18 protein-coding genes and 1 tRNA gene are annotated in these 13,801 nt (G+C 55.7%); 3 read left to right on the top strand and 16 right to left on the bottom strand.

Annotated elements, in window-relative coordinates:
- Positions 1–2: 2 nt before the first annotated feature.
- Positions 3–446 carry a sulfurtransferase complex subunit TusD gene (gene tusD, locus DIT71_RS08735; RefSeq protein WP_114612799.1) on the bottom strand — a complete coding sequence of 148 codons (444 nt, stop codon included), beginning with the start codon at positions 444–446 and terminating at the stop codon, positions 3–5.
- Entirely contained in the window at positions 443–1,159 is a 717-nt protein-coding gene (locus tag DIT71_RS08730) for a Bax inhibitor-1/YccA family protein (RefSeq protein WP_114612798.1), read from the bottom strand. Before DIT71_RS08730 ends, tusD begins: the two co-directional genes overlap by 4 nt.
- A 301-nt stretch (positions 1,160–1,460) precedes the next feature.
- On the opposite strand from DIT71_RS08730, the gene DIT71_RS08725 reads away from it, so the two are divergent.
- Together DIT71_RS08725 and DIT71_RS08720 are read left to right on the top strand one after the other, a co-directional pair.
- Positions 1,461–1,551 (top strand) — tRNA-Ser (locus DIT71_RS08725).
- 131 nt (positions 1,552–1,682) lie between these two features.
- Positions 1,683–1,883, top strand: a complete 201-nt coding sequence (locus DIT71_RS08720; protein WP_114612797.1) for a hypothetical protein — start codon at positions 1,683–1,685, stop codon at positions 1,881–1,883.
- 19 nt (positions 1,884–1,902) lie between these two features.
- Here the strand turns inward: DIT71_RS08720 and hemH are convergent, their stop codons facing one another.
- The 4 genes from hemH to DIT71_RS08700 all read right to left on the bottom strand — a co-directional run bounded on the left by hemH (position 1,903) and on the right by DIT71_RS08700 (position 4,454).
- Positions 1,903–3,012: a ferrochelatase gene (gene hemH, locus DIT71_RS08715; RefSeq protein ID WP_114612796.1), complete on the bottom strand. Its 1,110-nt coding sequence runs from the start codon at positions 3,010–3,012 to the stop codon at positions 1,903–1,905.
- Between the two features lie 45 nt (positions 3,013–3,057).
- A complete protein-coding gene (locus DIT71_RS08710; protein ID WP_114612795.1) occupies positions 3,058–3,489 on the bottom strand; it encodes a TIGR01244 family sulfur transferase in 432 nt (143 codons plus the stop codon).
- Positions 3,490–3,584: 95 nt separating this feature from the next.
- Entirely contained in the window at positions 3,585–4,010 is a 426-nt protein-coding gene (locus DIT71_RS08705) for a YeeE/YedE family protein (RefSeq protein WP_114612794.1), read from the bottom strand.
- Positions 4,011–4,013: 3 nt separating this feature from the next.
- A complete protein-coding gene (locus tag DIT71_RS08700) occupies positions 4,014–4,454 on the bottom strand; it encodes a YeeE/YedE family protein (RefSeq protein ID WP_114612793.1) in 441 nt (146 codons plus the stop codon).
- A 389-nt stretch (positions 4,455–4,843) separates the two neighbouring features.
- Here DIT71_RS08700 and DIT71_RS08695 point away from each other — a divergent pair, with 389 nt between their 5' ends.
- Complete coding sequence (locus DIT71_RS08695; protein WP_114612792.1) at positions 4,844–5,263, top strand: phasin family protein; 420 nt, start codon at positions 4,844–4,846, stop codon at positions 5,261–5,263.
- A 34-nt stretch (positions 5,264–5,297) separates the two neighbouring features.
- Here the strand turns inward: DIT71_RS08695 and DIT71_RS08690 are convergent, their stop codons facing one another.
- The 10 genes from DIT71_RS08690 to DIT71_RS08645 all read right to left on the bottom strand — a co-directional run bounded on the left by DIT71_RS08690 (position 5,298) and on the right by DIT71_RS08645 (position 13,778).
- A complete protein-coding gene (locus DIT71_RS08690) occupies positions 5,298–5,927 on the bottom strand; it encodes a TetR/AcrR family transcriptional regulator (protein WP_114612791.1) in 630 nt (209 codons plus the stop codon).
- A gap of 19 nt (positions 5,928–5,946) precedes the next feature.
- A complete protein-coding gene (xthA, locus tag DIT71_RS08685) occupies positions 5,947–6,759 on the bottom strand; it encodes an exodeoxyribonuclease III (RefSeq protein WP_114612790.1) in 813 nt (270 codons plus the stop codon).
- A gap of 96 nt (positions 6,760–6,855) precedes the next feature.
- A complete protein-coding gene (locus DIT71_RS08680) occupies positions 6,856–7,599 on the bottom strand; it encodes a hypothetical protein (RefSeq protein WP_227538013.1) in 744 nt (247 codons plus the stop codon).
- Complete coding sequence (locus DIT71_RS08675) at positions 7,596–8,117, bottom strand: DUF2878 domain-containing protein (protein ID WP_114612789.1); 522 nt, start codon at positions 8,115–8,117, stop codon at positions 7,596–7,598. The genes DIT71_RS08680 and DIT71_RS08675 overlap by 4 nt, the downstream gene beginning before the upstream one ends.
- Positions 8,114–9,385 carry an SAM-dependent methyltransferase gene (locus DIT71_RS08670; protein WP_114612788.1) on the bottom strand — a complete coding sequence of 424 codons (1,272 nt, stop codon included), beginning with the start codon at positions 9,383–9,385 and terminating at the stop codon, positions 8,114–8,116. Before DIT71_RS08670 ends, DIT71_RS08675 begins: the two co-directional genes overlap by 4 nt.
- Positions 9,373–10,257: a DUF1365 domain-containing protein gene (locus DIT71_RS08665; RefSeq protein WP_114612926.1), complete on the bottom strand. Its 885-nt coding sequence runs from the start codon at positions 10,255–10,257 to the stop codon at positions 9,373–9,375. The genes DIT71_RS08670 and DIT71_RS08665 overlap by 13 nt, the downstream gene beginning before the upstream one ends.
- 41 nt (positions 10,258–10,298) lie before the next feature.
- Positions 10,299–11,564 (bottom strand): NAD(P)/FAD-dependent oxidoreductase, encoded by a 1,266-nt coding sequence (locus DIT71_RS08660; RefSeq protein WP_114612787.1) that lies wholly within the window; start codon positions 11,562–11,564, stop codon positions 10,299–10,301.
- A complete protein-coding gene (locus DIT71_RS08655; protein ID WP_114612786.1) occupies positions 11,561–12,361 on the bottom strand; it encodes an SDR family NAD(P)-dependent oxidoreductase in 801 nt (266 codons plus the stop codon). The genes DIT71_RS08660 and DIT71_RS08655 overlap by 4 nt, the downstream gene beginning before the upstream one ends.
- Positions 12,358–12,780, bottom strand: coding sequence for a nuclear transport factor 2 family protein (locus DIT71_RS08650; RefSeq protein WP_227538011.1), 423 nt, complete (start codon positions 12,778–12,780; stop codon positions 12,358–12,360). The genes DIT71_RS08655 and DIT71_RS08650 overlap by 4 nt, the downstream gene beginning before the upstream one ends.
- A gap of 41 nt (positions 12,781–12,821) precedes the next feature.
- Positions 12,822–13,778 (bottom strand): acyl-CoA desaturase, encoded by a 957-nt coding sequence (locus DIT71_RS08645; protein ID WP_114612784.1) that lies wholly within the window; start codon positions 13,776–13,778, stop codon positions 12,822–12,824.
- Between the last annotated feature and the right edge of the window lie 23 nt (positions 13,779–13,801).

Below are 13,801 nucleotides of genomic sequence, written 5' to 3'. Positions count from 1 at the left end.
TGTCAGGCCCCCTTGTGGAAGTATAGGACACGGGATCCAGTAGCCATGCTGTCCACCCATTCGCCCAGGCCCGCTATCTCAAAGGGCGCACGCAGGTTGGAAGCAGTCAGCTGATAACGTTGCATTTCCGATTCGTCAACAAGGCCGCGCCGAAGAGCCGAGGCAATACACGCAACCCCGGCGATATGGTTCTCGGTAAGAAAAACGGACCAGGCGTCACACAGATTCAGTTCATCAGACGGAGGCGCGCTCAGGCTGGAGGCCAGATGGACGCCATCACCGTAGAGGAATACCCGGTCAATACGTTTGTTGGCAGCCAGCGCCGCGCGGGCAAAGCGCAGGGCGGTTTGCGGTGCCTGGGACGAGTAGGGGGCTCCGGTAATCACCAACGTAAAAACCCCGGCAGGTGCCGGGGTTTTTGTCTGCTCTGGCAGGCTGCTGATCATTCGTTGGAGAACGCGCCAATGAGATGGAGCAGGCTCAGGAACAGGTTGTAGATATTCAGGTAGAGACCTGTGGTCGCCATGATGTAGTTGGTCTCACCGCCGTTCACAATCCGGCTGGTGTCATACAGGATGAAACCAGACATCAGGAACACGATGGCCGCGCTGATGGCAAGACTGAAGGTGCTGATGTCAACGCCGAACATTCCGGCAACCAGCGAACCAACCAGCGCTACAAGCACGACAACCAGTCCGGCAACCAGGATGCCGCGCATGAAGCTGAAGTCTTTTTTGGTGGTCAGCACGTAGCCTGACAGGGCGAAAAAGACAACCGCAGTACCACCGAGGGCCTGCATCACGATCTGCCCGCCGTTAGACATGGCCAGGTAGTAGGTCAGGGTTGGGCCAAGCGACAGTCCGAGAAGACCCGTGAACGCAAAGACAACACCGATACCCGCAGAGCTGTTTGCGGTTCTTGGCAGAACCAGCCACACCAGTGCAAGGGCACCCAGCATGCAGATCAGGCTGACGCCCCGTCCCAGGCCGATGGACATGGAAATTCCAGCCATTACGGCACTGAACAACAGGGTCATAGCGAGCAGGCTATAGGTGTTACGCAGAACCTTCGACGCTTCAGGACTGATGGCAGCCGTGCCAGAGCCACGGTTTATCGTGATGCCCTGACTTTTCTGAACGTTGTACTGTCTGTTTTCCATTCTGAATTCTCTCCGCGTTAAAGCAGCTATTTGAAACAGCTAGTATGGCGCAGCGCATTGATGCACTGCATCCGAATCCTCACTCCATCATAATGGCGAATTCCCAACTTTCAATCGTTTCCGACTGTATTCAATCATTTCCGACCCTAATGGTGGGTAAAGATTCCCCTGGATACCATTAACTTCAGTTTAGAATTCCATAAGCTGGACGATCCCGCTGCGGATTTTTGCAGGGCGTTGACAGCACAGGAGATTCGGGTATCATTCATCCCGCTGTCGCAATGACGGCTGTGGAGAAAACGGTGGGCTGGCAGAGTGGCTTAATGCAGCGGTCTTGAAAACCGCCGACGGTTAGTAGCCGTCCCGGGGTTCGAATCCCTGGCCCACCGCCACTTTCTCTTCTTTCCTATTGATTTACCGACCTTTCTAATTGATCCTCCTGGCCCCATCTTTGATTCGACTTGGATTCAGTGCAATTCGCCCCCATATCTGTGGCGTAAGGAAATTTGTCGGGAGTCCAATTATGCAAAATTCAGAAACCGATCAGAAAACCCAGGACGTTCGCCACGACCGTAAGTTCTCAGTGTCTGCCAATCGCGGTGGGGCAAACCACAAGGTTCGCTATGTGGAGGCTGGGGGAGCGGCTGTGGATACGCAGGAGTGCACGTTCTGCCAGTCAGTGCCTGACCTGTCAGAGAGCCCTGAAAAGAACAGGACTCCCTGAATAAAAGGACGGCTTACGTTTAAAGATCCCGTCCGGGATACTGGGCCTGTTTCTGATCCTCTGCGAGCCTGAAACGCGCAGCCAGTTCTTCCGGTTCGTTGGTCGGCACTGTCCAGCCCTGCAGATTGTCTTCAATCAGCTGTGTCAGGGCGCTGATGTGGCCCGGTGTTGCATTGAGCGCCGGAATATAGCTGAACCCCTCGCCGCCCGCTTCCATGAAGTATTCACGATTCTCTTCATCGATTTCTTCCACGGTTTCCAGACAGTCTGAAGAGAAACCGGGACAGAATACATCAATGGATTTAACGCCTTTGGCCGGCAAGGATTTCAGGGTCTCATCCGTGTACGGCTGCAACCATTCCTCCCGGCCGAAGCGGGACTGGAAGGTGGTCATGTACTCCTCTTTCGCCAGGCCAAGCTGTTCCGCCAATAGTCGTGAGGTCTTGTGGCACTCGCAGTGATAGGGATCACCCTTTTTCAGGTACTTGAGCGGCACCCCATGATAGGAGAGGACCAGCTTCTCATTGCGCCCGTGTTCATTCCAGTGTGCCTGGATGTGGTTGGCCATCGCCTCAATGTAGGGCGGATAGTCGGGGTAGTGGGAAACAAATCGAAGATCCGGGATCCAGCGCCGCCTGGTGAAGTCATGTGCGATGGCGTCGAACGTAGAGGCGGACGTTGAAGCCGAGTACTGGGGATAAAGCGGCAGCACGAGTAGCTGGCGAACCCCCTGGGCCTGCATTTCATCCAGAACCTTTGAAACGCTCGGATTGCCATAGCGCATGGCAAAACCCACCACGATGTTGTTGCCGTACTTTGCCTGCAGGCGTTTGCGAATGCCTTCCGCCTGCGAGGCGGTGTGGGTCAATAACGGAGACCCCTCTGGTTGCCAGACGCTGGCGTAAGCCTTGGCGGAACGGCTTGGCCGTATCCGCAGAATAATACCGTGCAGAATCAGCCACCAGAGTGGGCGGGGAACTTCCACCACTCGTGGGTCCCAGAGAAATTCTCCAAGGTAACGCCGAAGAGCGGATGAGGTTGGAGCGTCCGGCGTACCCAGATTGGTGACCAGCACTCCGATCTTTTCCGGATGGTCATGGCGAAAGTTGGCGGTACCCTTGTACTGCATGGTGCTGGATCCTGGTAGCGGTTTGTATCCGGATTGAGAGGCGGTTCAGGACTGCTTGCTCGCCTGCTGTGCCATCCTTGGTGCAAGACCATTGATGTCGTAGCCGGCGCCGCGGGCCTTAGCCACAATGTCTTGTGCCGGTTCGGAACGGGCCGAACTCAACGCCCAGAGAACAGTACAACGTGTTCCCGAGCGACAGAATGCCAATACGGGCTTTTCTGCCTCGCGGATCATCGCATCGAACCGGTCCACGTCGTTATCCAGAATATTGCCTGATTCTACCGGCAGATAAACCCATTCCATGCCATTTTCACGGGCGGCTGCCTCAATGTCAGCCATGGCAGGCTGGCCGGCCTCCTCGCTGTCTGGCCGGTTGGCCACCAATGTTTTAAAACCCAGTTTTGCCGCCTCGGCAATGTCGTCTACCGACAACTGAGGGGCCACGGAAATCGTCTCGTCAATACGCCTGATGTCCATAGAAGATCCTCTAACCTGTCATAAAAGGCCAATGCATAATGCCACAGTGAGCTCGCGGTGTCAGAGAGATGCCAGAGCGCCCGCGATGGTTAATTTCAATTGCTGACCCTGTGTTTTTCAATCAGTTCGAACAGCCCCATACCTGCGACCATCGCAGCCACAAACACCAGTGCACCGGTTTCCCCGGCACCCAGCGCCACCAGTCCCGGTCCGGGACAGAAGCCTGCCAGACCCCAGCCTGCGCCAAAAAGAACGCTGCCAATAATCAACCGCTTGTCGAGGCGGTCTGCGGCAGGCAAGCGCATATCAAAACCCAGGAACGACAAGGTCCGTTTTTTTGCCAGGGTGAAGGCGAACAGTCCCACAAGAATCGCACCACCCATGACAAAAGCAAGGGACGGATCCCATTGCCCGGCAATGTCGAGAAAGCCGAGTACTTTCTCGGGGTTGGCCATACCACTGATCAGCAGGCCGAGACCGAACAGGAGGCCGGCACCAAAAGAGGCAAGACTGAATTTCATGGATCAGGCTCCTGTCAGCAGATGGCGGACGATGTAGACGGTTGCAAAGCCGGCAACCATAAAGGTCAGGGTTGCAAGCAGCGAACGAACAGATAGCCGTGACAGACCACAAACGCCGTGACCACTGGTGCAACCCGAGCCATAGCGTGTACCAATGCCCACCAACAGGCCAGCCACCACGATGACCGGGTAGCTGGCATTAATCTCAATGGCAGGCAGGTCCGCCGTCATCATCCAGATGACCGGCGCAGCCAGCATTCCAGCCAGAAAAGCGACCCGCCAGAGCACATCACGTTTCTGTGGCACCAGTAAACCGCCAAGAATACCGCTGATGCCGGCAATCCGGCCATTGAGCAATATGAATGCCGCGGCCGACAGACCTATAATGACGCCGCCTGCCAAAGCGGACCATGGGGTAAAATTATCCCAAGCAATTTCAATCATGCAGTGCGCTCTCGTGAAAAGATAAAACTATAGTTATGCTTTTAGGTAATAACTATATATCTATTTTCAGGCATAAAAAAGCCCGGCACTGGTGGCCGGGCAGAGGCGTGCGAGTAGTATCCATGAAAGACTTCCAGACAAACCGGCATCAGCAGGGATACCGGTACAGTGAAGTATTGACCATATTTTGTACACTGCAAGCCAGCGAACGATTCGTTTGATCACATTTTTTCATATTGAATTCGTGCTTATATTAAAGCCTTTCGCAATGGAGCTCTCAGGGCTGCGGTAACAAAACGGTTGCGGAAGATTACCCGCAGCTGACTGAAATTCCGAGCGTGCTGTAATACAATCAGAGCAATAAAGAGTTATTTTCCCCGAGGTTCTGAATGTCTGACGAAAACGAAAACAAGCCCGAAAACGACGAACAGATGGCGGGTAAGATCAAGGGATCTGCAAGGCAGATCTGGCTTGCCGGGTTGGGCGCGTTTACCAAGGCGGAAGAGGATGCCGGCCGCTTCTTCGAGCGCCTGGTACAGGAAGGCGAGCAGCTGGAAGGCAAGACTCGTGGAGTAGTCGAGAAGCACGTTCGATCGGTAGAAGATCGTGTGGGTGGGGTGCGTGACAAGGCAACCGGGACCTGGGACAGGCTGGAGCATCTGTTTGACGAACGGGTTTCCGGCGCCCTGCGCAGACTGGGCATTCATCGCCGCGAAGAAATTGAAGCCATGGAGCGTCGGATCCAGGCGCTCGAGGCCGAACTGGAGCGGTTAAGGGAGGAAACCGAAGACCGCTCCGAGGAGGAGTGATCCGTCCACGGGTTCCCTGAGGACCACCTCATGATCACAGGTACTCCCGGCTCATCAGGTAAATCTGCTCTTTTTCCTCCGGCGCCAGGTAGGGCAACAGCAGGTACATCATCTGGTAGACCCCGCGACCGGGGTCCATTGACTCCCGGTCCTCCAGATGTGACAGGCTGTCGAAACTGCTCCAGTAACAGGCTGTCAGCGTCAGCTGCTCGCAAAGGGCGTCGAGTTCTCCATCCCTGATATCCATGATGCCCTGGCGGCGAAAACTCTCGCAGATCGTCCTGAAGCCGCTGGTTTTCTTCTTGAGAATGCGGCGGAAACGGGTCTGTAGCTGATCGTACCTCGACAGCACATTGACCAGATCCTGATACAGGAAGCGGTAACGGGCGACGGTTTCAAACAGCAGATGCAGGAAAAAACTCTGCTGGTCCAGGCTGATATCCGCGTCTGCCGGCACGGCCAAAAGGTCGTGCATTTCGTGCTCATAGCTGGTGAACAGCTCCCCGACGATATCGCCCTTGCTCTTGAAATGGTAATAGAGATTGCCGGGGGAGATATCCAGTTCGTCAGAAATCAGCAGGGTAGTGACGTTCGGTTCCCCAACGCTGTTGAACAGCATCAGGCTGGCTTCCAGAATGCGGTCGCGAGTTTTGATTTTTTTCATGACGCGGCCCGAAAAGGATTCAGAGGTCGAAGCGGGCCCACACCGGACAGTGGTCCGACGGCCGCTCCATGGCACGGATATCGTAGCTTACTCCCGCCTCTTTTGCCTTCGGCAGAAGATTGTCACTCGCCATGATCAGATCAATCCTCAGGCCACGGCGCGGATCCCGCTCAAAGCCTTTGCTGCGATAGTCGAACCAGCTGAAGGTATCCGACTCCTCCGGATGCAGATGGCGGAACACATCGGTAAACCCTCGATTCTGGACTTGCTCCAGCCACTCCCGCTCTTCCGGCAGGAAGCTGCATTTGCCCGTACGTAACCAGCGTTTGGCGTTGTCGGCGCCGATGCCGATATCCTGGTCAGTGGGAGAGATATTCATGTCACCCATCAGCACGATCTCGTTGCCGTCGGCCTTGAGTTCGTCCAGGTAACGCATCAGATCGGCATAAAACTTTTCCTTGGCGGGAAACTTCACCGGGTGGTCACGGCTTTCGCCCTGGGGGAAATAACCATTGATCACGGTCAGCTTGTGGCCGTCGACGGTGAAGTGGCCAGTGATCAGCCGGCGCTGGGAATCTTCCCCATCCCAGGGATAACCCTTCTGAACGCTGTCAGGCTTCTGACGGGAGAGCAGGGCGACGCCGTAATGAGTTTTCTGGCCGTGGAAATGAACGTGGTAGCCCAGTTCCCTGATGGCCTCTTCCGGAAAGTCCGGGTCGTTCACCTTGGTTTCCTGCAGGCCGATGAACTCCGGTTCGAATTCTTTGATGACAGCTTCAAGCTGGTGAAGCCTGGTGCGGATACTGTTGACGTTGAAGGAGACAAACATCATCGGCAGAAACTCTCTGTTGCGGCTGGGTCGAAAGACAGAAAGTCTATCATAACAGGGCGGGGTGTCTGCGTTGCCTGCGGGAATCTCAGGTTAGCTTCAGCGGGTCAGTTCACAATCCGGTCTGCTTTCCATCGTATAGCGGATATGGGCCGTGTAGTTGGAATCCTTGTTTTTGCGGATATTGCTGAGCCCCAGGTAGTCCGTGAGGAAGCCGTCCTCGTTGTAGCCCAGCAGGATCGGGTCTACCAGGAAGCCCAGAATGGTCCCGGAAGGCTTGATGCGAACCGTATAGGCAGCATCAATCCGATCGTCATCAGCCGGTTCAAGAACAAAGCCGTAGGCCTTGCCGCGAGTAGGCGCCAGAAAATCAAATTCCACGCGTTCGCCCGAGGTCACCGCCGACCAGTTCTGCCTGACGAGATGGTCGAACCCGGCGTCCGCAACCAGAGAGTCGGTAACGTCTACCGAAAAGCTTTCCATGCCTCCCTCCGGTGTCTGCCATTCGATTTCCATTTCGTCATCGTCCTGATTGGTGATCTGCATGACTTCGTTGAAATCCGGCTGGCGAAAATCAACCGTCGGGCGCAACAGTGATTCATCATAGCGAAGCGTTTTTTCGGCGAACTGGTTATCTTCGTCACGAACATAGGTGACGGTCTGAGCTTGCGGCCGGAATACGCCATCGGAACACTCGCCTTCGACAAGGTAACGCTCTTCGTAAATCACACGGTCGCTGTCTATCGCGGTCGCTTCACCCGAGAAGCGCAGCTCGGAGGCTGCCGCAGCCGTGGCGGCGAAGATCGCCAGGCCGGACCCGACAGTCATAATGGTTGGTCTCATCTGGCTAACTCCGGATACAGGAATTTTCGCAGGTAGAGCAGGGCCGGGAACACAATCAGCCAGCCAACTGCCAACGCAACGAGTGACATTGTTTGGTCCGGTAACTCAACGGCGCCCAGCTTGCTTGCAGACCAATAGGCGAAAGGGCCAGCGAACGGTGCGCATACAAATGGCAACCAGGCTCTGCTGTTGATCCACGACAGCGAGTGGGAGAGCGTGGTCATGAATATCGCCCAGAGGCCTATCAGCCACACCGGGGTCAATTCGACGCTGCCGGTACCGTCATCCAGAATACCGGTCTGGAACCAGACACCATCCAGCACCCCGCCAATGACCGCACCGGCACCAATAAATTGCAGTTCGGCCATACGGTGCTGGCTGATAAAGGCAAGATGAAAGCCTATCAGCAGCAACACGAAGCCCACCGCCGGCAGGCCCGGATAAAGAACGCAGGCAAACCAGCCGGCCTGAAACAGCACGAAATTAATAGTGTTACGAACCGTGTCTGACTGGATCATAGGCTGAGAATGTTCTCACGTTTATTGCCCGGTTTGGCAAACACGATCTGGGACACACCAATGGCGCGTTCGCTGAAACCCGCTTCGCAGTAGGCAAAATAGAAATGCCAGAGCCTCCGGAAAGCCTCATCGTATCCCTGGCGTTCAAGGGTGTCGCGGTTAGCCATGAACCGCTCGCACCAGTCACGGAGGGTACGGGCATAATGGAAACCAATGTCTTCGGCGTGAGTGATCACCAGATCGGACCCGTTTCGCACGGAGCCAAGGATGGCGCCGAATGACGGTATGAAGCTGCCCGGGAAGATAAACCGCTGGATGAAGTCGACGTTTTTCAATGCCCGGCGATAACGCTGCTCCGGCATAGTGATGGCCTGCACCAGAGCCAGCCCGTCCGGTTTCAGTAAACGGCTGATCTGGGCAAAATAACTGTCGAGAAACTGGGGGCCAACGGCTTCGATCATCTCAATGGACACCAGCTTGTCGAACTGGCCTTCCAGGTCCCGGTAATCGTCAAACAACAGAGTGATGTGGTCTTCAAGGCCTTCGGCTTTCACCTTTTCTCTGGCCAACTGAAGCTGCTCTGAAGAGATGGTGGTGGTCGTCACATGACAGCCGAAATACTTGGCGGCATGAACAGCAAATCCGCCCCAACCGGTACCGATTTCCATCACACGATCGCCCGGGCGAAGATCAAGTTTGCGACAGATGGTGTCCAGCTTGTGGGCCGCCGCCTCTTCCAGTGTTGCCTCGGGACGTGGGTAAATCGCCGACGAGTACATCATGGTGGGGTCAAGAAAGGTTTCGAACAGGTCGTTGCCCAGATCATAATGGGCACTGATGTTCTTGCGGGAGCCTTCTTTCGTGTTCCGGTTCAGCCAGTGCAGGCCTTTCAGTGCAGGTTTAGTGACCCAGCTGAACCTGTCTTCAAATTCGTTCATCCGATCCACGTTGCGGGTAAAAAATCGCAACAGGGCTACCAGGTCCGGCGTTGACCAGTCTCCGGACACGTAGGACTCTGCGGCACCGATACTGCCCCCGGTCAGCAGATCCTTCCAGGTGCTGCTGTCGTGGACAATAAGCTCTGCCGGGGCAAACCGGGTATCGCCGTCACCGAAGCTCAGGGTCTGCTGGCCGGCCTCACGGATGGTCAGGGCGCCATCCTTCAGCAGTGACAGCTGTTGGCAAACCAGATGTCTGGCAACCCGGCTGCTGAGCGGGACATGCCTGTCGGCGCCTGCTGATTCGAGTGAAGTGTTCAGGTTCTCCATGAGCTTACCTTTCCGGTTGTCTTTGTGCGATCGGTGGCCTCGGTCACGTCCAGGCCGGAATCATCACTGCCAAGCCTGTGGGCCGGGTCGCTTTCCGGAAGTTTGTCCGGATGGGTGAAAAACGGCACGCCCTTGAGTTTCAGCTTCAGTGCATGCCAGTAAATTCCACCGACGACCTTCAGCGCTTCCACGGGAAACTGCCTCAGGCTTTCATGCAATATCTTACGATCCAGAGGGGTGCGTCGGACCACCAGAGTGGCATCAAAATGCCTGTGCTCGTCCTGAAACACGTTCATGTGTATGCGCACTTCCGGACCCCGAAAACTGAAGGTCCACTGATAGTGCTGGTCCATCGGGTTGAAGGGTGAGACGTGGAAGCGTTTGTCGAACCCGAAACGTTCAGTGCGCCAGCCGGCACTGGTAGGTTCCGCTCCGGTGCTTTCCAGGCAATACACGTGGCGGTCTTTCCACGGTGTGTTGGTAATCTGGGCCAGAATGACCCGCGGGACCGCGCCTTTGTCCGGTCTGTCACCGGCGTTATAGCAGAAGTAAAAGCTGACAGGGTTGAACACGTACCCGAAATAACGGGGGTGGGTGATCAGCTCCACCGGCCCGTCAGGTTTCCAGCCGGTAGCGCTCTGGACTTGGTTCATCACCGCCTGTAACAGGTTGTCTTTCTCGGGCTGGAAGTAGTCCTTGCGCCGAAGCGAAAGCCAGTTGAATTTCTCGAGTGAAAACAGCGGGCTGATACGGGTCACGGAATGCCATTCGCGCAGATCCAGTGCCAGCATGCCGGTACTGTAGGTGAACTCATGGCGAACCGGCGCCATGCGACGATGCCGGATCGTTCCCTCCAGCCACTGGCTGCTCAGACAATTATCTATACGCTTGTCCTGCACGGCGGCGTTCATGATTACAACTCCACGCCCAGGGCCCGGGTGACGCGAAGCGCGCTGCATACGCCATCTTCATGAAAACCATTGAACCAGTAGGCACCACAGAAATGGCTGCGGTTGTGGCCACCGATTTCGTCATAACGCTTCTGCGCAGCAACCGCCTCGAGAGTAAAAACCGGATGCGCGTATTCGAATCGCTTGACGATACGCTCTGGGTCGATGTCAGCGCTACGGTTCAGAGTCACACAGAAGGTTTCCGGGGCATCGTGGAAGTTCTGCAGAATATTCATGTTGTAGGTGACGGATACGGGTTCAGTGCTGTGTCGCGGAATAAAATAATTCCAGGCTGCCCAGGCTCGCCGGTTTGAAGGCAGTGCAGAGCTGTCGGTATGAAGCACCACGTCGTTATTCTGATAGGTAATGGCTCCCAGAATCTCCAGCTCTTTGTCGGTGGGATCCTTGATCATTGCCAGGGCCTGGTCACTGTGGCAGGCAAACACCACCTGGTCGAACTCCTGCTGCTCGTCGTTTACCGTCACCAGCACCTTGTCCTGCTGGCGCACTACAGATGTGACCGGACTGTTGAGGTGGGTGAGGTGCTCCAGACGATCCATCATGGCATTCACGTAACGGGCAGAGCCGCCGGATATAACCCGCCATGTGGGCCTGTCATCCACTGACAGCATGCCGTGATTGTTGAAAAACTGGAGGAAGAAACGGATCGGGAACTGTTCCAGTACAATTTCCGGGGCGGACCAGATAGCCGCTCCCATGGGTACAATGTAGTATTTACGGAAATACCGGGAATAGCCGTTACGGTTGAGATATTCCCCAAGACTCTCCTCGTCCCCGATATTGCCCTCTGCCAGGTCTGCCCGACTTTCCTTGTTGAACCTCAGAATCTCGCGGATCATTCGCAGAAAGGGCAGGTTCAGCAGATTACTCCGTTGTGCAAACAGCGTATTCAGGCTGGTGCCGTTGTACTGCAGGCCCGATGAGTGACAATCAACACTGAAACTCATATCGCTCACTTCGGACTCGACACCCAGGCGATCCATCAGCTTGATAAAGTTAGGGTAGGTCCAGTCATTGAAGACGATGAAACCGGTATTGACCGGCCACTCGCGGCCACCGGCTGTCACCGACTCAGTATTGGTATGCCCACCGGCATAGCTGCCGGCCTCATACAGTTCAACATCGTACTTTTCCGATAAAAGCCAGGCCGTGGTCAGCCCCGATACACCAGCGCCAATGACTGCAATACGTTGACGGTTGTTACTCATCCATTGGATTCCTGTTCTTTCCTGTTTTGCCGGCTCATGCTGGCTGACATACGGTCAATGATACCCTGGGGCAGGGCGCCGAGCAGTTTGAGTGACCATGTAAAGCGCTTGGGAAAAGCGATTTCCATTTTCCCCTTGCGAAGGCCATTAACAATCCGTTTTGCCGCATCCTCTGCCGAAACCAGAAACGGCATGGGAAAATCGTTGCGGTCCGTCAGTGGTGTTTTGACAAACCCCGGGGACACCACCACAACATCAATGCCCTCTGAGGCCAGATCCGCCCTCAAAGATTGGGCAAAATACGTCAGCGCTGCCTTGGAAGCGCCGTACCCCTCGGCGCGCCCGAACGGAAACCACCAGGCCGAGGAGCTCACAATCACCAGGGTTGCTGGCCGTCCCTGTTGCACGGTTCGTCGCAGCGCAGGCAGGGCAATGTCCAGGCAGCGGGCAGTACCGACCACGTTGGTGGTTATGTTGTGATCAATGATGCTGCTGTCGTACTCCGCGATTTCCAGGTACTCGCAGGTGCCGGCGTTCAGGATAGCCATATCCAGATTGCCGAAGGTTTCGAGATCGTCACTGATCGACTGGAGGGCCTCACGATCAGTGGTATCGGCCGCCGCAGGCCGCATTCTCTCCGGTGCCAGAGTGCACAGCTCATCAAGTGCTTCCTGCCGGCGGCCGGTGATGATGAGCTGATGACCCTGTTGCACCAGCTCCCGGGTGACCGCTTCACCGATACCGGAGCTGGCGCCGGTAATCCAGATATTGGAAGCTGATTCAAGCCGCTTACTCATCCTGCCTGACTCCTTATCCAGCGAATAACCCCACCCATGACGGGAAGGTTTTCGTACAGCAACTGGCCTGCGTCGAAGTAGTCCCGATGGGAGGTGACGTGCCCCTTTCTAATCACCAACTGGCTGATACCGTCCACCCTGACGGGCCGGCCTTTGCGAATGCGCTTGTGTTTCAGGTGCATGACCCACGGTATGCAGACGTCCTCACCGTTGATGACCGGCTCGCCAAAATCAAAGCTGCAGGAAATGACGTTGGCATAGGCGCCGGTGAAGTACTCTGTGAGTTCATCTATACCCCGAACAGAGGCGAAAGGGTCGGTAAAATGCACGTCGTCGCTGTAAACACTACCAAGTTCGCCCATATCGCCAGCGCAGAGGGTGTTGAACAGTTGCCGGAAGCGGCCAAGGGTCTCATGCACGGATGAACTCCTGTTACCCATATCAATTATCGAGGCGGTACTCACGACTTTTTCCTCCTCATGGCATCCAGTTGGCGGACTTCTTCCTGTATATGCTCTGGAATCGGTTTCATGTCCCAGATGATCCCCAGGCGCGAGAGTAGCCAGAGTCCATACCAGGTCATATCCACCTCGTACCAGCGGAAACCCTGGCGTACGGTCTGTGGCCAGCGATGGTGATTGTTGTGCCAGCCCTCGCCCATGGTAATCAGGGCGAGCCAGACGTTGTTCCTGCTGTCATCGTTGGTCTCAAAGCGGCGTTTGCCCCATACGTGGGACAGGGAGTTAATGGACACGGTGGCATGAAACAGTACGACGGTGGATATGAAGAAGCCCCAAACAAGCAGCTGCAGACCGTTGGTGCCAAGACCGGGTGCCCAGGCTGCCAGCCCCTCGCCGAGCGCGTATATGGAAAGCGCAGCGGCTGCCGGCACCAATGAATCAAAGCGGTTCAGAAAGCGCAGTTCCGGAAATCTCATCCAGTCTTTGACCCGGCGCTCATCCATGGCAAATCCGGCGTCGCAGGTAAACCAGCCGACATGGGACCACCAGAAACCGCCCTGGTGGGGGGAATGGAGATCTTTCTCGTCGTCGGAATGCTGGTGGTGATGTCGGTGGTGAGCGGCCCACCACAATGGGCCACGCTGGGCGGCACTGGCGCCCAGAAGTCCGAACAGAAACTGCGCCACGCGGCTGGTCTTGAAGGTTTTGTGGGCGAAATATCGGTGATAGAAACCGGTAATGGCAAACATGCGCACTGCAAAAAAAGCTGCCGCAAAAACCACCGCGAATGTGCTGGTACCTGTGACGATAACCAGCAGGCAGGCAAGATGAAGTGCTATAAAGGGCACCACCCTGAGAAAGTTGAAAGCGCGGGAGCTCGTGTCGAGGTGATCCGAACCCGCAGTGGAGTCGAACCATCTCAGGATATTAGTCAACCAATTCTGCACTCGGGTCATACCCTGATTGCCCTTTAGTTCGT

This window comes from Marinobacter vulgaris, from assembly GCF_003344045.1.
Classification (GTDB): Bacteria; Pseudomonadota; Gammaproteobacteria; order Pseudomonadales; family Oleiphilaceae; genus Marinobacter; species Marinobacter vulgaris.
This window is presented reverse-complemented; position numbering and strand designations above follow the sequence as displayed.